The sequence below is a fragment of the Enterobacter sp. SST3 genome (genome assembly GCF_000286655.1).
GTDB classification, from domain to species: Bacteria; Pseudomonadota; Gammaproteobacteria; order Enterobacterales; family Enterobacteriaceae; genus Enterobacter; species Enterobacter roggenkampii.
In genome coordinates, this window is sequence record NZ_ALNS01000020.1 from 34,115 (window position 1) to 52,181 (window position 18,067).

General features: G+C 59.1%; 16 protein-coding genes. 2 read left to right on the top strand and 14 right to left on the bottom strand.

Features of this window, described 5'->3' with window-relative positions:
* Nucleotides 1–10 precede the first annotated feature (10 nt).
* From B498_RS09435 to B498_RS09365, 14 genes are all read right to left on the bottom strand, one after another.
* Nucleotides 11–622, bottom strand: a complete 612-nt coding sequence (locus tag B498_RS09435) for a DsbA family protein (RefSeq protein WP_008501683.1) — start codon at nt 620–622, stop codon at nt 11–13.
* 7 nt (nt 623–629) lie between these two features.
* Nucleotides 630–2,654, bottom strand: coding sequence for a protein-disulfide reductase DsbD family protein (locus tag B498_RS09430; RefSeq protein WP_008501684.1), 2,025 nt, complete (start codon nt 2,652–2,654; stop codon nt 630–632).
* A gap of 48 nt (nt 2,655–2,702) precedes the next feature.
* Nucleotides 2,703–3,074: a hypothetical protein gene (locus tag B498_RS09425; RefSeq protein ID WP_008501685.1), complete on the bottom strand. Its 372-nt coding sequence runs from the start codon at nt 3,072–3,074 to the stop codon at nt 2,703–2,705.
* A gap of 87 nt (nt 3,075–3,161) precedes the next feature.
* Nucleotides 3,162–3,722 (bottom strand): RNA polymerase sigma factor, encoded by a 561-nt coding sequence (locus B498_RS09420; protein ID WP_071530971.1) that lies wholly within the window; start codon nt 3,720–3,722, stop codon nt 3,162–3,164.
* A gap of 5 nt (nt 3,723–3,727) precedes the next feature.
* Complete coding sequence (locus B498_RS09415) at nt 3,728–4,147, bottom strand: hypothetical protein (protein WP_008501687.1); 420 nt, start codon at nt 4,145–4,147, stop codon at nt 3,728–3,730.
* A gap of 580 nt (nt 4,148–4,727) precedes the next feature.
* Complete coding sequence (locus tag B498_RS09405) at nt 4,728–5,246, bottom strand: AAA family ATPase (RefSeq protein ID WP_008501689.1); 519 nt, start codon at nt 5,244–5,246, stop codon at nt 4,728–4,730.
* 116 nt (nt 5,247–5,362) lie between these two features.
* Nucleotides 5,363–6,913, bottom strand: a complete 1,551-nt coding sequence (locus tag B498_RS09400) for a methyl-accepting chemotaxis protein (protein ID WP_008501690.1) — start codon at nt 6,911–6,913, stop codon at nt 5,363–5,365.
* Between the two features lie 98 nt (nt 6,914–7,011).
* Complete coding sequence (locus B498_RS09395) at nt 7,012–8,019, bottom strand: LacI family DNA-binding transcriptional regulator (protein WP_008501691.1); 1,008 nt, start codon at nt 8,017–8,019, stop codon at nt 7,012–7,014.
* A 28-nt stretch (nt 8,020–8,047) separates the two neighbouring features.
* Nucleotides 8,048–9,454: a sucrose-6-phosphate hydrolase gene (locus tag B498_RS09390; RefSeq protein ID WP_008501692.1), complete on the bottom strand. Its 1,407-nt coding sequence runs from the start codon at nt 9,452–9,454 to the stop codon at nt 8,048–8,050.
* Nucleotides 9,454–10,824, bottom strand: coding sequence for a sucrose-specific PTS transporter subunit IIBC (locus B498_RS09385; RefSeq protein ID WP_008501693.1), 1,371 nt, complete (start codon nt 10,822–10,824; stop codon nt 9,454–9,456). The genes B498_RS09390 and B498_RS09385 overlap by 1 nt, the downstream gene beginning before the upstream one ends.
* Nucleotides 10,825–10,890: 66 nt before the next feature.
* Nucleotides 10,891–12,408, bottom strand: a complete 1,518-nt coding sequence (locus B498_RS09380; RefSeq protein WP_008501694.1) for a carbohydrate porin — start codon at nt 12,406–12,408, stop codon at nt 10,891–10,893.
* 172 nt (nt 12,409–12,580) lie between these two features.
* Complete coding sequence (locus B498_RS09375; protein WP_008501695.1) at nt 12,581–13,471, bottom strand: aminoimidazole riboside kinase; 891 nt, start codon at nt 13,469–13,471, stop codon at nt 12,581–12,583.
* Between the two features lie 88 nt (nt 13,472–13,559).
* Nucleotides 13,560–14,771, bottom strand: a complete 1,212-nt coding sequence (locus tag B498_RS09370) for a diguanylate phosphodiesterase (RefSeq protein ID WP_008501696.1) — start codon at nt 14,769–14,771, stop codon at nt 13,560–13,562.
* A gap of 95 nt (nt 14,772–14,866) precedes the next feature.
* The gene (locus B498_RS09365; RefSeq protein ID WP_008501697.1) at nt 14,867–16,348 is read right to left on the bottom strand and encodes an alpha/beta hydrolase; all 1,482 of its coding nucleotides are present in this window, start codon (nt 16,346–16,348) and stop codon (nt 14,867–14,869) included.
* Between the two features lie 266 nt (nt 16,349–16,614).
* On the opposite strand from B498_RS09365, the gene B498_RS09360 reads away from it, so the two are divergent.
* Nucleotides 16,615–17,469 (top strand): MurR/RpiR family transcriptional regulator, encoded by an 855-nt coding sequence (locus B498_RS09360; protein ID WP_008501698.1) that lies wholly within the window; start codon nt 16,615–16,617, stop codon nt 17,467–17,469.
* A 12-nt stretch (nt 17,470–17,481) separates the two neighbouring features.
* Nucleotides 17,482–18,057, top strand: a complete 576-nt coding sequence (gene ddpX, locus B498_RS09355; protein WP_008501699.1) for a D-alanyl-D-alanine dipeptidase — start codon at nt 17,482–17,484, stop codon at nt 18,055–18,057.
* Nucleotides 18,058–18,067 lie beyond the last annotated feature (10 nt).

Here is an 18,067-nt window from a genome sequence, read left to right on the forward strand (position 1 = left end):
CCCCTTCAGGTTAGCGGTTTTTCAGTGCTTCACTGACCATTTCGTCGAATTGTTCGAACGGCACCCAGCCGGGAAGCAGCCCCTCGCCGATAAGCGTGGCGGGCGTGCCCTGGATCCCCATTTTTTCCGCCACAATGAGGCTGCGCCTGATCGTCAGAAAACTCTCCTCGTCCGGCGTCGTCACTCTCACGCCCGCCCGCTTTTGCGCCTCCTGAATGCTGGCGTCATCGTGGTACCCCTTTTTCGCCATCAGGGTGTGGTTCAGCTTCATAAACTGCTCAGGATGCGCACGCCAGACGGTTAGCGCGTCTCGTGCGGCGGTCAGCGAACTTTCCGAGCGGAAAGGTAAAAACTTAAAGACCACCGCCACGTCCGGATGTTTTTCGACAATCTTCTCCAGGTACGGATCGAATTTTTTACAGTACGGGCAGTTGTAGTCGGTAAACACCACCAGGGTGAGCTTTGGGTTTTTCGCGCCGATGCGCGGGGAGTTTGGATCGTTAAACAGGAAATCAGCGATTATCTTCTGCGCGCGCTGCTCCTGGTCCGGCGTCAGCGGCTGCGCGGCGAATACCTGAAGCGGGGCCAGCAGGAGCAGCAGCGTAATAAGGAATTTTTTCATGACACAGTTAGCCTTTTGCGTTGTTCAGGGTGGTGACCAGGGTGCGCTTGTCCAGCAGCGGCGAGAGGATCTCGCCATCAGGCAGGCCGGGGCCATACACCGCGTTAAACGGAATGGCGTAGCGGTTTCGCTTCGCCAGAAAATCCGCGATAAACGCGGACGGCTGGCTCCAGTCCCCGCGCAGGACCACCACGTCCGGCTGGCGCAGCGCGGCAATCACGTCCGTCTGAATGAGTACGCGGTGCTCGTTAACTTTGCACGTCACGCACCAGTCCGCGGAGATATCCACAAACACCCGTTTCCCCTGCGCCAGCGCGTTCTCGATAGCCTCTTCACTGAGCGGCTGCCACGGGATAGTCTGCGCATCGCTTTGTGCCGGAGCGTCAGGCGGCGCGTTAAGCAGACCGCGCACCTGATACCCGCCGAACGCCGACAGCGCGATGACCACCACCCAGAACAGCGGCGAAGATTTTTGCCCCTTTAGCGCAAACAGCACCAGCGCAGCGGCAGTCAGCGCCAGCATCACGATTTGGCTGACCGCCTCGCCCAGATGCACGCTCAACAGCGTCGCCAGCCAGAGGCTGGAGGCCAGCATCATCAGGCCGAGGATGACCCTGAGCGTGTTCATCCAGCGGCCGGGTTTGGGCAGCAGCATGGCCGTTTTCGGCACCAGGGCGACAAACAGCCACGGCAGGCTCATGCCCACGCCGAGCATCAGGAAGATCAGCCACAGGGCGTGCAGCGGCGCGCCAAGGGCAAAGGCGACCGCGGTACCGAGGAACGGCGCGGAGCACGGCGTTGCCAGCAGCGTGGCGAACATCCCTTCGCAGAAGCTGCCGCCAATCCCCGATCCCCCTGCCGTCGCCAGCCGTCCGGCGGCGGCAGAAGGGAGCAGCATCTCAAACGCCCCAAACAGGTTCAGCGCAAACAGGAAGGTCACGGCAACCATCAGGCCGATAAACCACGGGTTCTGAAACTGAATGCCCCACCCCAGCGACGCTCCGGCCAGCTTCAGCGCGGTGACCATCCCGGCCAGCAGCATAAAGGAGGTGAGGATCCCGGCGCTGGTGGCCAGAAAGCGCAGCCGGATGGCACGCCTATCCGATCCCGCCTGCAGGATGCTGTTAAGCTTCATGCCCATTACCGGCAGCACGCAGGGCATCAGGTTGAGGATCAGCCCGCCTAATAGCGCAAAGAGCACCATTTTTCCCGTCCCGTCCGGTGCGGAGGTCTCTTCGGGCGTTGCCCCAACGGTCATGGTGGTTTGCTGCGCCCGATCGCCGTTGGTCAGCACAAACGACAGCCTCTTGCCTGCCAGCGAGGCGGGTTTATCGCCCCATTCGTCGGTCACGGGCACCGTCACCCGAAGCGCAGTGCTGTCATGTTTAATAACCGGCTCGCCGGGCAGAATGTCACCCTCCAGCGGGTCAAAGTAGATCCCCGGATTATCCCATTTCCCGTCCGTGGTGCCGGTAATCACCAGATTGCCGTCGGAAAGCCAGGCGGACAGATTGGAAGACACGCCCGACGTGCCGGGCACGGCGCGCATCGCTTGCTCGAAGGCGCTGCGGAAGCCCTCATCCACCGGCTGGGTAAAATCGAGATGCAGCGGGTAGTCCGTCAGCAGGCAGACGTTGCTGCAGGTGGAGAGCGTGAGCGTTCCATTGAGCGCGTCGCTCTTCACCCCGTCGAGAACGATCGGGATAGTGACCTTATCGTGATAGCCCTGCGTCGTCATGCCGGAGATATCGAAACGCGACGGTACCGGCCAGGACCAGCTGTCCGTTACACCTTCTGGCCAGCTGATTTTCGGCGCCACGCCGCCCTCGCCCGGCGATCGCCAGTAGGTTTTCCAGCCGGGCTTTAGCTCGACGGTGAGCAGGCCTTTAACATGCGTTTGTTCCCTCTCCGCCTGAAAGCGGATGCGGGCGTGATCGTTTTGTGGGGAGACCAGCCAGCCGGTGTCCGCCGCATGGACAATGCCGATGCAGGACAGCCACAGGAAGACGAATCCCCTGAAGAGGTTAACCATGTTGTACTCCGTGAACAGTGAAAAATTATCGTGTGAGGACGATGTTTTTCATTCACGGAAAACGCAGTTTTTCAGGTGTATTCGGGGAGGCGGTGCCTGAACGGGCTGTTCCGCGGGAGCCAGTGCCCGCCCTTGCGTAAACAGCTGCAGCAGCGCGAAGAAGATAATAATGGCCGGTAATGCACCGTCGAAGAACAACGGCTGGGCACAAAGCAGCGAGTGTGCGCCCAGCTGACACGGCGACGGGCCGGGTTGTTCAGTGTTGCTGGTTTGAACCGGGGCATCTGCACTCAGCGAAATCTGCGGATCCAGTCCCTGTAAAAAATGGTTGAGCATCACCGCACGCTGCACGAGGCAAAGCGCCATCGCGAGACAGGTGATAATCAAAAGCCATTTTCCGAAGAGCTGACGGTTGCGCATAACATTCCAGAGTGACAAGACGCCCCGATCATAAACGATAGTGATGAATCTACAAGTGCCGGAAGTGTAAGGTTTTGTCTGTCGCCGCTATACGCCCGTCAGCGCGTCATAGACGTCCCGCAGCCGCGTGCGCAGAAACAGCACCGCCTTGTGCTTGCGGGATAACAGCGCCTGTTCGCTGGCGCCGGTCTCCTCTGCCAGCATTTTAATGCTGTAGCCGTGGAGCTCGGTCTTTTCAAATACCTCCCGCTGCGGCGGCGAGAGTTCAGACAGCGCCTGGCCCAGCTCTTCCCACAGCAGCGTCTTGAGGTACTCCTCCTCCGGCGTGTGCGGTACGCCGAACAGGGTTTCGGCCAGCTCATCTTCCGGAAAACCCTCGTCGTCTTCACCCGTAAAATAGCCGGAGAGCGACACCTCACGCTTTTTGCGCGCCCGGTCGGTCATCTCGTTACGCGCCGCGCGGAACAGCCAGGCGGCGACGTTTTCGACCGGCTGCTCCACTTTCATCAGCTGATACGTCACTTCCTGCAAAATGTCGTCGGCATCATCGCGAACGGACGTCCGTCCGCGAATGAAGGCTTTCAGCCGGGCGCGACAGGCATTGAGCGCCGACATCAGCATGGATCCGCCTGCCTCCCCGGCTTTCATCTCGCTCACTCTGCTTCCGGCGCTTTTGGCGTGGCTTCATCGCGCTTATCGTCACGATGACCGTGCCAGCCGCAGTGGCCGCGTCCGTGGCGACCGAATCCTTCACGGCGCTGCTGAATAAACGCCTCACGCTGTTCGGGCGTCATATTCATCCAGCGCTCGTGCATCCGGCGGTGCGCGCCAAACATTCCGGGGCGGAAACCCAGCCCGCCAAACAGAATGCGGCTCAGCACCAGAATGCCCAGCGCCTGCCAGAATCCGATGGCCTTCACGCCCAGGATCGCCGGGAGCAAGGCGTTCCACAGGGACATCACCAGCAGGCCGAGCACGATGAAAATCACCGCACCGATGATTAAACCTTTGCCCATGCGGTGGCGACCGAATCCGCGCCCGTGACCTCTGCCGTGCAGTTCAAAATCTCTCATGGTGTTTACCTCGTTTGCAGTAACTGATTATGGCGTGTGATGAGGTAGACGGATGAGGGAGGGAAATATTGCTGGGGTGAATATAATTTTTTTGTGCTGTCGGATTTGGACTCATAGCGGTAACGGCTGGCGGGTGCTATGAGTCGCTCGAAAGCAAATCATCTCGTACGAAGAATTCGCTTAACCAATGCAATAGCAATGACGGCCAGTATGATTGACAACAGTGCCAGGAAGATGAGCAAGGATAATAGTGGATTTAACAAGCCACCTAAACTGGTGAAGTCGCTGAGACGGCCAAGTTGCTCGGACGTGCATACACGCAGAATGATCTCAGGGATAATAAGCAAAAAAATAATGACGGTCAGGACATAAACCAGAGCACTCTTGCGCTTTCCCATTTTCGATGTTGCCCCTATGTTCATGTTGAGAATTAATTCTTCCAGTGCGCGGTTTCGATTTCTGATTACGCTGCGGTTTACGTTGTCGATAAAAACGAAGCTTTTTATTTCCTGAAGCCAATTATGCTGAATTCAGGCGAATCCTCAAAGTAACTAAGCCATTGCAGGCGCTTGCCCATCGTTTAAGATCGGTTTAGCGCAATCTTATGCCCTATTTCCAGGATTTTATCTGCACACTCTGCCGCTGATAACGCAGCGGTGTCCAATATGAGATGTTCTCTCTCCCAGGGTTCATACTCACGGTTTTTTACCCTTTCCCAGTCAGGAGGCGTGAGTCCCGGGATATCAGATATTCTGTTCTCTACGCGATAACGATGTTCTTTTTCGTCTGAGCAGACAATTTCAACTTCCAGGAAAGGGACATTTAACGACAGAGCAATATTGCGGAAAGCATCTCGCACAAGGTTAATATCATTAACGGAATCGGTCACAACGGTGGAGCCCAGCTTAAGATTTTCACTCGCTAAACCATAGAGGGCAAAATAGCCCTCCGGACCCGTTTTCTGACCGGTTTCAGAAACTGAACGAATGGCCTGCTCAACGGTATCAACCCGCAGGTAGACCGCTCCCAGCCTTTGGGCAACTATTTTTGCAACGGTGCTTTTACCGCTGCCGGGTAGCCCACTAAAAATAATTAACATAATTTTCCCTGGTGATCGTTATATTAGATTTGTACTGCCCGTAGAGACCTTCTGAATTATACAGTTACGGTTACGCCAGGTACAAAAAAGGCTCCCTGCGGAGCCCCCTCATACCATCAAGCCTGCACCGGCAACCTAAAACTCGAAATACTCCGTGAAAGCTGCTGCGCCTGCTCTTCCAGCGAGGCCGCTGCCGCGGCGGACTGCTGCACCAGTGCGGCGTTCTGCTGCGTCACGCCGTCCATCTCGGTCACCGCCTGCCCGACCTGGCCGATCCCGCGGCTCTGCTCTTCAGAGGCGACGGAGATCTGCTCCATCAGCGTATTCACTTTATTCACCGACGAAATGATCGCGTCAATCACCTCACCCGAGCGGCTAACCAGCTCCGCACCGTTTTTCACGCTGGAAACCGACTGCGCGATAAGGCTTTCGATGTCCTTAGCCGCCACCGCGCTTTTCTGCGCCAGAGTGCGCACTTCGCTGGCCACCACCGCAAAGCCGCGGCCCTGGGTACCGGCGCGCGCCGCTTCAACCGCCGCGTTCAGTGCCAGAATGTTGGTCTGGAAGGCAATGCTGTTAATCACGCTGGTGATGTCTTCAATGCGCTTCGAGTTCGCCGCGATGGTATTCATCGTGTCGATGACTTCACGGGTTACCGCTTCACCGGTGTGGGCATTTTTCACCGCGTCCTGCACCAGTTTCCCGGCCTGATACACATTATCGGTATTGTTCGCCACCGTCGCGCTCAGCTCTTCCATGCTGGCCGCCGTCTGGGTTAACGCCGAAGCCTGCTGCTCGGTGCGTGACGCCAGGTCGATATTCCCGGAGGCAATCTCCTGGGCGGCGTGCGTTACGGTATGGCTCGCATCGCGCACCTGGGCGATGGTCGCCAGCAGCGCCTGACGCATCTGCTCCATCGAACCCATCAGATGGTCGATTTCGTTGCCTGTACTCCCCTTCACCGGCACCGGAATGTCCAGCTTGCCTGCCGCAATCTGGCTGCAGTGCTCGCGCGCCAGGTTGATCGGCGCAAAGACAAAGCGCTTCATCAGCAGGCTAACGGCGATAATCACCACCACAAACAGGCTGGCGATAGCAGCAACGATCGCCAGGCCGGAGACGAAGCTACTGCTCGCATCTTCGTTCAGGCTTTTGGCGTATTTCTGGTGGACGGAAAGGACCTGGTCGAGAACGATCTCGTACTGGCGGTCGAGGCGGGAGACTTCCGGGATGAGCGCGTTAAATTTGGCGACATCGTGCGCCTCGGCGGCGTCGATCAGCGGCGCCAGCCCCTGGTTGCGGTAGTTCTGCCAGGCGTCCTGATAGGCAGTCACCAGCGGCGCTTCATCGCTCAGACGCGGCGACGCCATAAAGGCCGCAAAGGCGTGGTCCGCTTTGGTCAGCGCCTCTTTCACGGCGGTAAGCTTTGCAGCGCCGTCCGCCGCGTTGCCCGCTTCCACCATCTTCACATACTCCATCACCCGCACGCGCAGCGTACGGCTGTGGTTGATGGGGTCAATAATGGACAGCACAACCTGGATCTCTTTGTTGACGTTATCCAGGGAATTATTACTTTTAATGATGATGCCAACGCTGGTGACGGTGCTGACAACAAAGAAGAAAAGCAGCGAGAACAGGACTATCAGGGACGACTTTTTCAACGACATAAACCAATACCTCAAGGAGAATTATTCCTTATGGTTATCGGCGCATCCAAAACTTAAATTAATTAAAGTTATTGATGTATCGGTCCGGGCTATATTGCTCACTTATAGCGCCGCTGCAGGGTGGCCGCCAGCTTGCGTTGCAACGGTTCCGGGGTCTCGCCCTCGATCAGTTTGCTAATCAAATCAAAGCAGTGCCACGCCAGCTGTCTGTTATCCTGGCGGATGGTATCCACCGGGATCGTCAGCGAATCGTAGAGATAGTGATCGTCAAAACTGGCTAACCTGATATCGCTTTGCAGCAGGTTATGCTGGCCCATATAGCGCAGCACCCCTTCCAGCAGCCCGCAGGCGGCGGCGAAGAGCGCTTTCGGCGGACGCCCCAGGCGGGCGCAGAGTTCAGCAAACATCTCGTAACCGGAGCTCGGGTGATAGTTGCCGTGAATGATCCACTCGGGGCGCAGCGCCACGCCGGCCTCTTGCAGACCTTGCTTAAACCCTTCCAGACGGTCGCGCGTCGGGGATAAACGGGGCTGGCCGCCGAGAAAGTAGAACTCATCCGGATGCTGGCGCGCAATATCCGCCACCAGTTCGGTCGTCGGGGTGATGGAATCGGTGATCACCAGCGGCAGCGCGCTGTCGTTGATGTGACGGTCAAACAGAACCACCGGCAGCTGCTCGCTCAGCTTATGGTAGTCCGCGTCGTTGAGCATGCTGGAGGCCACAATCAGCCCGTCCACCTGACGCGCCACCATGTTGTTCACCACCACCGTCTCCTGCCCCGGATTTTCATCGCTGCAGGAGATCAGCAGCTGAACGCCCGCCTCGCGGCACAGCGTTTCCAGCTCATGAGAAAAGACGGCAAAACCGTAGTTGGTGATCTCCGGGACCACCAGACCAATGGTGTGGCTGCGGTTATCGCGCAGCGACCTGGCGTGAATGCTGGGCTGATAGTGGTGCTCTTTTGCAATTGCCAGCACGCGCTCGCGCGTCTCTTCCGCCACGCGAAGCTCTTTGCTGCGGCCGTTCAGGACCAGGCTGGCGGTGGCTTTTGACACCCCCGCCAGCTCCGCGATGTCTTTAATGGTGACGCGTTTTGTTTTTCTCACAACGACTTAGATCCGGCTGCCAAAACCCTCATTCTATCATGCAGGCGCGCAGCGACCAGTAGCGTAATGTGATATCGAACGTACCTTCGAATCGCACCTGGGCCGGATGGTCAGGAAAATAGCGGCTGCTCATCACCCCTTCGCCCTGGTTAATGAAGATTTCGACGCTGGAGCGGTCGCACAGGACGCGCAAATGACGGACGTCACCCTGCCAGTAGCGGGTCAGGGTTTCACCGGTTTTCAGGCTCGCGCGCTCCAGGCGCACGCCCTGCTCATCGAGCGTGAGGCGCAGCGCGCCGCCAAAATCGACGCTCACGTGCGCGGCGCCCAGCTCAAACTCCAGGCGCGTCGCGTCCAGTTCGGGCGCGTCGCTGGCGCGCCCCTGCCAGTGCTGCTCATCTTCACGCAGCGCCGCCAGCTCGCGCGCCGGGGTCTGCCAGAGCCTGCCGTCGCGGAAGCGCAATTCTCGCGGGCAGGTCATCTGGTGCATCCAGCCGTGCGCCCGCGTGGGCTGAAGCATCTCTTCCCCGTCCGGTACGCCCATCCAGCCAATCAGGATGCGGCGTCCATCTTCCGCAAGCGTGGTTTGCGGGGCGTAGAATTCAAAGCCCGCGTCCAGCTCGTTCAGCTCGCCGTGATCGAACGTCGCGCGGGCATAGTCAAACGCCCCGCTCATCCAGGTGGCCGGATAGGTATTGAGGTAGCGATGCGGCTCGCGCGCCAGCCCCTGCGGGCAGCAGATCAGGACGTGCGTCCCGTCGAGGGCAAACAGGTCCGGACACTCCCACATATAGCCCGCGTCCGTCAGGCCGTTAACCCCGTGACCGGCGATCTCCCCGCAGGATGTCCAGGCGTGCAAATCGGCTGATTTAAACAGAAGCACCTTGCCGCGCTTCTGCACATCCTGCGCGCCGAGCACCATGTACCACATCCCCTCGTGCTGCCACACCTTCGGGTCGCGCACGTGGCCGGTGTAGCCTTCCGGCAGCGCCAGCACCGGCCCCAGCTTCGTAAAGGTTCCGTCAGGCTGTTCCACGGCCAGGCACTGCCAGGCGGTGCGGCTGCCGTCATCGAACTTGACGTTGCCGGTGTAGCACAGGGTCAGGACGCCCTGGTTATCGACGGCGCTACCGGAGTAGCAGCCGTTGCGGTCATACGCTTCGTCGGGCATGAGCGCCAGCGGCTCATGCTGCCAGTGCACCAGGTCCGCAGAACGCCAGTGCCCCCAGCACTTAAAGCGATGCTCGCAGTCCAGCGGGTTCCACTGATAGAACAGGTGATAGCGGCCAGCAAACCAGATAAACCCGTTCGGGTCGTTCATCAGCCCCGTCACCGGCGCGGCGTGCCATTGCGGATAATGGCTGTCCGCCAGCGCCCGCGGCTGACCTTTCATAACGGCCTGCAGGATCGCAGGCCAGCGGGAAGGTAACGTCATTATTCAGAGTCCGTTTTATATTTCAGCAGCAGTGAGACGGTAAACGCCACGCCGAAGGCAATCACCATGCCGATAATATAGTTCAGCAGCGAGCTGGCCTGCACGATGGCCATACCCGGAATGGCGGTCAGCCCGACGGCGGTCATGTACACGTGCACGGAGACCACCCAGGCCCCGCCCACCGCACCGCCAATCAGCGCGGCGATAAACGGCTTAACGAAGCGCAGGTTGATACCAAAAATGGCCGCTTCGGTGATGCCCAGCATTGCAGAGAACGCCGACGGTAAGGTAATGGCTTTGATTTTGGCATCTTTGGTTTTGAACCACACCGCCAGACAGGCGCCACCCTGCGCCACGTTCGCCATGGCCCAGATCGGCAGCAGGAAGTTAACGCCAATCGACGGATTCCCCAGCAGCCCGGCTTCAATCGCGTGGAAGCTGTGGTGAATACCGGTGATCACAATCACCGAATAAAGTCCCCCGAACAGCAGCCCGGCGAGCCAGCCCGCGTGGGCGATCAGCGTGCTCAGAATAAAGGAGATACCGTCCCCCAGAGCGCGCCCCGCCGGGCCGATAATCAGCAAGGCGATAAAGCCGGAGATAACCACGGTGAGGAACGGCGTCAGGATCAGGTCTAACGCATCCGGGATCGCGCGGCGCAGGTTTTTCTCGACGATGCTCATGAACCAGACGGCCAGCAGCACCGGGAATACCGTGCCCTGATAGCCAATCATCGCGATCTCAAGGCCGAAGAAGTTCATGGTGTGGAAGCCCGACGCCACGCCCCAGGCGTTGGTCAGCGCCGGGTGGGTCAGAATCCCGCCCAGCGTCGCGCCGAGGTACGGGTTACCGCCAAATTCGCGCGCGGCGGTGAAGCCAATCAGAATAGGCAGAATGATAAACGCCGCCGAGCTGCACATGTCCAGCATGATGTAGAGGGCGTTATCCGCATTGACCCAGCCGTAGGTTTTCACCATGCCGAGCAGGCCCATCAGCAGACCGGACGCCACAATCGCGGGAATGATCGGCACAAAGATGTTGGAGAGTAAGCGGGCAATGCGCTGGAACGGGTTCAGCTTGCGCGCCGCCAGATCCGCGGCTTCCGATTTGCTGGATTCGCTAATCCCGGCCGCCTGAATAAATGCGGCGTACACCTTGTTGACCACGCCCGTGCCAAAAATCACCTGCATCTGCCCGGCGTTACGGAAGCAGCCTTTTACGCCGTCGACCTTGCCGATGGCCTGCTGGTCCGCCAGCGCGTCATCAACCAGCACCAGACGAAGACGCGTTGCGCAGTGCGCCGCGCTGGCGATGTTTTCCTTGCCGCCGAGCAGCGGAATTAGCTCGCGGGCGATTTGATTAAAATCCATAGATACCTCTGCCTGACTTCTTTTTATGATGTGCGAAACGCTCCCGCCAGGCGGGAGCGCGATGGGTTAAAACCAGGTTTCCATCTGGACCCCAAAGTTCCATTCCCCGCCGGCGTTGAAGCCGCTGCTGCCAAAGGCATCATCGCTGGCGTAATTATCCAGTTTGCTGCTCCAGTCCATCCAGGTGGCAAACAGGCGCAGTTCAGGACGGCTGAAGAAATCGCCGATTTTGCTCGCTTTTAACGTCGGCGCAAAGGTCAGCTTGTAGAAACTGCCGTTCACGGCGTTGCGGTCCTTATAGCCCTCCGGGTTTAAATCCATGTACTGGTAGCTTCCCTCAAACGCCAGCGCGAAATTCTGGGTGACCTCTTTGATCAGGCGGGTATTGAGCGTTACCCACTCATAGCTATCGCCCTTGACGTAGCGATCTTTACTGCTCTGTGCCAGAACGGCGGGCGCAACGCTCCAGCCACCGCCGATTGGCGTGACACCGTAACTTGCGAAGCGCCAGGTATCCGCCTCAGACAGCAGCGCGCCGTCGGAGCCGATGCTTTTTACCTCCGCACCCAGCCCGTGACCATAAAGCAGCGCCGTTTTGGCGGTCCCTTCACGCAGGCCGTAGAAGCTCTCATTATGCAAGCCTACCAGGGCATGAACGCCGTGATTGGCGGCATCCGTTTTAATCAGATCGCCGTTAGTGTCTTTACGATCGTCGTTATCCTTCGCCCGCAGGCCGCTCACCATCAGCTGGAACGGGCCGGCGAAGTGGTTCATGCTGAGGATATAGTTCTGAACGTTGTTGTCGGTCTGCTCCACGCTGCCGAAGTTGCGGCCGTAAATGGAGAAGTTGCTGCGCAGCGAATCGTTCCACTTCGCGTCGTAAACGCCGCCGCCGGTACCGGCCAGAAACACCACGTCGGAATCCAGCCAGTGGATATCAAAGTTGTCGCGGTCGAAGCGTTTACCCGCCCAGAAGGTGCTGCCCTTCAGCGCGCCGGTAAAATCAGGCAGGTTGCCCAGCTCCGCGAAGGCCTGACGAATATTGAGGTCGCTGGTATCGGCTGACCAGTCGTTATAGGTTCTCTGACCGTCGGCCAGCATCGCTTTAAAGCGCGTGGTCGCCCCGTTGTCCAGGGTTTGCTTGTGCTCCAGGTTCAGCTCGACGTAGGTGTCGGCTTCGTTACCCAGACGCCCTACCGCACCGCCGGTTTCACCAGCTGGGGTCAGGTAAGGGCCGCTTTTGCTGCTGGAGGCCGCATCGTTCATCAGCAGGCCGGAACGGGCGTAGCCGTGGAACTCAAATCCGCTGCTCTGATCCGCTTTTTTCTCCAGCGCGGCGGTACGCTGCGCCACCGCCTGAGTTGTGGTTTGCGTCTGCTGCTGGGCGGCGACCAGCTGCTGCGTTTTTTGCTCTGCTGCCGCGGCGCGCTTCTCAGCCACCTGCGCGCGCGTTTCCGCGTCCTGAAGGCGCTGCTCCATCGCGGCAAGACGCGCTTCAATACTGGACATATCCGTCTGGGCAAAAACAGAGGTACTGCCGGCCAGCATGCCTATCATCACGGCAAGTCTGCGTTTTTTATACATTTTGTCGCATCCCTAAAAGAAGTCATTAAACGTGCTAAATTGCTAAACCGGTTTAGGTTGCTGATACTAAACCTGTGAATTTTGGATCGGCAATCTTTTTTGCTAAACCGATTTAGTAAGTGTGATCGAGGCGACAATTCAGGCCGCCGGATGGCGGCCAGGAGAGGAGAAATTACAGGTCGTGCTGCCAGGGCAACGCGGTCATCGCCCCTTTGGCGGTGGTGGCCAGCGCGCCGCAGCGCTGGGCGAGCGCGATAACCGGCGTCAGGTCCTGTCCGGCGGCCAGCCCGTAGAGCAGCCCTGCCACAAAGGCGTCGCCCGCGCCGGTCGTATCAATGCACTGCACAGGCGTTGCCGGGTAGTGTTTTACGGTACCTTCATGCCACGCGGTTACGCCCGCTTTTCCCTGGGTAACCAGCACCAGACGCGCCGGGCAGCGCTGCATCAGCACCTCCAGACCAACGTTGACCTCCGCGCTGCCGGTGAAAAAGGCCAGCTCTTCTACCGAAAGTTTCACCACGTCGGCGCTTTGCAGGGCCTGCTCCAGGCAGCCATGCAGTGCGTTCTCATCCGGCCAGAGGTCCGGGCGAATATTGGGGTCGAAGCTGACGTAACCGCCCGCCTCACGAATGGCGGCCATCGCCTGAAACGTCGCAGTCCGGCTCGGCTCGGCGCTTAAGGCGATGGAGCAGACGTGCAGCCACTCCCCGGCGCTGAACGTCGGCAGGTCGTCGGGTTCGAGAAACAGATCGGCGCTTGGGCGCACCATGAAGGTAAACGAGCGCTCGCCGTGGTCGTCGAGATCGACCACCACCGTTGAGGTGCGGTGCGCCGGGTCAAGGCGCATCCACGTCACGTCAACCCGCTCGTCAGCGAGCGTTTTCGCCATAAAGCGCCCGAAAGGATCGTCGCCAACCCTGCCGATAAAGGCGCTCTGGCCGCCCAGCCGGGCAATACCGACCGCGACGTTCGCCGGCGCGCCGCCGGGACACTGCAGTAATCGACCTTCTCCATCGGGCAGCAAATCCACTACCGCATCGCCAAGTACCCAGATTTTCTTCATGTTATCCTCGTAGCTAAACTATGTTAAACCGTTTTAGCTATTTAAGCACAGGCCGTGCAAAGGGGAAATAACGGGAGGGAAATTTGACTTAACGCGCCAGATGCGGCCAGTGGATATCGCCGACGCCATTAAGCTGCGGCCGGGCAAACAGGAAGCCCTGAAAGCGGCGGATCCCGGCCGATTCGAGCCAGCACCACTCCTCAATTTTCTCGATGCCTTCGGCCACCAGGGTGATTTCAAGATCGGAGCAGCAGCTGATGATGGAGCGCACAATCGCCTGTTTTGGGCCGCTCAGGTGGATGTTGCTGACAATCTCACGGTCGATTTTAATTTTGTCCGGCTGGAAGCGGGTCAGCAGCGAAAGCCCGGCATAGCCCGAGCCAAAATCATCGATCGCCAGGCCAATCCCCTCGCCGCGAAGCTGCTTGATGGCGCTGTTAAACTGGTTGAGCCCGGAGATCATCTCGTTTTCAGTGACTTCAATGACCACCTGCTCCGGCTGAAGGCCATGTTTTTTAATCTGATCGACCAGAAATTCCACCGCGCCTGGGACATTTACCAGCGACATGGGCAGCAGGTTGACCGCGATTTTATGGCTACCAATGCCCAGCTTTTCCGCCAGCGCAAAGGCATAGGCTTTCGTCTGGAGATCGACTTCGTAGACGTTGTCCGGATTGACGGTGCTGAAGAAATGCTCCGGGCTGCCGCCGTCGTTGCCGCGGATAAGTGCCTCAAGGGAGCTGATCTTCCCTTCCGAGGGCTCGACAATAGGCTGCAGCGCAAACTGGCAGGTTTGCCCGGCAATCAGGCCCAGATGTTCGCCAAAGGGAAGCGCTTCGGTCGAGAGCGTCCATTTGTCCGCGGTGTAGCGTGCCCCCGACGGGACCGGACGTTTACCGGTTATAAAGGTCTGAATAAATTTGAACACCCGATCGTCGGAGGTCAGATAGCTGTCCAGCTTGCTGTAGCGCAGCACCGACTGCAGCACCTCTTTCGGCGACTGCGTTTGCAGGTCGAACAGCAGCATACCGACGTTTTCGAAGCGTCTGCGCGGACCATAGTCCCGCAGCAGTTCTACTACCCCGCTGTGCCGCTTGTCCTCGCGGATTTTATGGAACAGTTTGACCACACTCTCTTCCGACCCTTCGAGGATCTGCAGAACGTCGTTGCCTTTAGCAAGGAGGACGCCGGTAATGTCCAGTTTTACGTTGCGGCCCCTGGCGCGCTCCACCAGCTCCCGCAGTTCGGTGGACGGGCGGGATAAATTCAAGTGGCTTCGGTAGATCAGCGTCGTCAGCACAAAAAGGGGTTCCAGTGATAAAGAGAGGTGCCTTGAAGCTACTATGTAACATACTTAATCAATGCGACCTAACATATTCACGCCACAAGGGAACATTACTTTTTCTGGTCCCCGATCCGGCTGTTAATCCTCTCCTGCATATAGTCGTAGAACGGGTTCGAGGTGACCCGCATAAGCGCCTCTTTCCCGACGCTCAACACGGACGTCTCTCCCCACAGCGCAATCGTCCCCAGGCTGATGCCATATCGGTTTTTCACGCGTGGTTCACGACCATAGAGATCGTCATCCGGCGGGAACGGCACCGCAACGTGCGACAGGGAATAAACATCCTGCGGCCAGGACTGGGCAAGCGGCACGACCGTCTCCTGCGTGCTGCCTGCCGGCGTGATTTTCGCCACCGTCGAGAAACTTTGCTCGCCGGCATTGGTGATAATCGTGACACCGTAACGCCTCTGCGCGACCGGCAGCAGCGCCGTGGTGGCCGTCCAGGACGACGGTTTGAAGAGCGGACGGAAGCTCGCCGCCTGGTTGATATCAAACACCACCAGCTCGCTGCCGTTTGCCGGAAGCTGGTCAAACAGGCCGCTGACCACCGCGCGGGTACTGACCGTAGAGTCCATCACCGACTGGAACGCCAGCACCGGCGGCAAATTCGCCAGCCTGTTTTCCCGCGCCTCACGGCCAATCTGCTCCTGCAGGGCCTTTGTCAGCAGCCACGACTGGCGGGCGGCGTTCACCGGGAACGAGTTGTATTTATATGGATTATATTCCGGGGAGATATTCAGCCAGGCCGCTTTGGCAAACGGCGGCAGCAGCGCCGGTAGCCCGGCGAATCCGGCGAACCGCGCAAAGGACGTCACGCCGATCATCGGTGAGAGCAGGATCATCTGCTGAGGCTTACGCAGCGCAGGGTCTTCCAGCGCATCGAGGGCATACTTCATCGCCAGCGCCCCGCCGTTGGAGTAGCCCACCAGATGCAGCGGCACGTTATTCCCCGTCAGACGCGTGGCTTCCCGCACGGCAAGCCGCGTCGCTGCCAGCCACATTTCCCAGTCCACGTCCGTCAGCGCGCCGGGCGCGGTGCCGTGTCCGGGAAGACGCGGGACCACGGCCACAAAGCCGCGCTGCTGATAGTTCACGGCAAGGTGCCTGACGCTGTAAGGCGAGTCGGTCAGGCCGTGCAGCAGCACCACCGCGCCGCGGGGCTTCCCGGCTGGCATCAGCACAAAGGAGCGGTTGGCATCGGGGACAAACTGGCCGGGCCACACCAGGCTCTGGCGGTAGTAGCGGTTTAACGGAGTTTGATCCTCGCCCGCTGTTTTCGCCGTCACCGCGTTATCCAGATCGGTGAAAATCGCCTTTTCACGGGCGAGGTACCCGGCGAAATCGGCGTTATCCAGCTCGCGAACGGACATCTCATCTCCCCGCCAGGTGTGCCACGGGTGCAGTTCCGGCCCCTGCTGCGAGAGATAGACCCGCACCGCCAGCAGGACGACCAGGACGATCCCCACGACCATCCCTGTTTTCTTTGCAAGCGCCACCAGGCGCACGCTGACTCGCCAGGGCCAATTCGCCATGCCGGGATCCCTTTTATGTTCACTGTCTTTCTATCTTATCAAAAATGTGAACGGGCTGACGTATTCACCAAATTCATCCCTGCCAGGTCAGCCAGTGCACCAAAAGTGAACTACGCTGCACAAATGTTGATCATTGGTTAACCAAATATTGCATGAAGTTTACTGCGCAGCGGGTTTTCGCCCTTCTGTGAACATGGCACGCGTCATGCATTGTTAACCCGGTAACACATATTCAGCTTTTGACAGCCTGTTAACAGCGAGGCGGTATGACGACGAAACCCGAGATGTTAAGCCGTATCGAGGCGACCTTCAGCCAGCTCACGCCCAGCGAAAAGCGGGTCGGAAGCTGGCTGCTGGCGCACGCCGCGCAAATCCCGTTTGAAACGGCGGAGAGCGTCGGGCTGGCGAGCGGAACCAGCGGGATCACCGTCGGACGCTTTCTGCGCAAGCTGGGGTATCGCAACCTGGAGGATGCCAAAAAGAGTCTGCGCGATCCGTACCAGCCCTGGGGCATGAACGAGCGCCTCGACTCCTGGCAGCAGCAGCGCCCCCTGCCCAACCGCCTTCAGCACGCCCTGTCGCTGGAAGTGGACGCCATCACGCAGGTGTATCAGCTGGCGCAAACGGACGCCTTCCGCCAGGTAGTGCACCATCTGGCCCACGCGGACGCGGTCTTTGTGCTGGGGATCCAGTCCACGCGCGGGATCGCCAACGCCTTCTTCAGCCACCTTGAATACCTCCGCCCGCGGGTGAGCTACTCCGAAGGGGCATCCGGCAGCTGGGTAGAATCCCTTAACTCCGGGTTTGCTCACCCTTATGTCGTGCTGACCGATACGCGCACCTACTCCACGATGGCCCGCCAGTACTGCCGCGTCGCGAGCGAGAAAGGCATTCCGCTGGCCTTAATCACCGACATCTGGTGCCCGTGGGCGCGGGATTACCCGATGGATTTACTGCAGGTGAAAACCGATACCGGTCATTTCTGGGATTCACTTGCCCCCGTGAGCTGTCTGTTCAACCTGCTGCTGTCGGGCGTGGTGGAAGCGCTGGGCGATGCGCTCCCGGCGCGCCTGGCGGTAAACCGACAATTACAACAAGAGTTTGGTCAATTCGAACGCTAAAGGAGCGGAGCTATGCCCGTTGAGAGTGAACTGATTGATGTGGCGAAGACGTTCCCCACGCTGCATATCGATCTGAAGTACGCCACCGCCGACAACATCACAGGCCGCCCGATCTATCAGGAGGCGCTGTGCCTGCTGCATACCGATGCTGCTACCGCGCTGGCAAAAGCCATCAGCATTGCCACGCTGGCCGGGCTGAAGCTGGTGGTTTACGACGCCTATCGGCCGCAGCAGGCGCAGGCCCAGCTGTGGGAGGCCTGCCCGAACCCGGAATATGTGGTCGACGTGGCGATTGGCTCCAACCACAGCCGCGGCACGGCCATCGACGTGACCCTGATGGACGAGCATAACGCCGTGCTGGATATGGGCGCCGGTTTTGACGAAATGCATGACCGCTCGCATCCGTATCACCCTTCCGTGCCGCCGCACGCCCAGCGCAACCGTCTGCTGTTGAACGCCATCATGTTCGGCGGCGGTTTTGTCGGGATCGGCAGCGAATGGTGGCACTTCGAACTGCCGAACGCCGCCAGCTACCCGCTGCTTGATGACCGTTTTGCCTGTTTTCCCCTGACGCACACCTCTCTTTGAACCTGGAGCA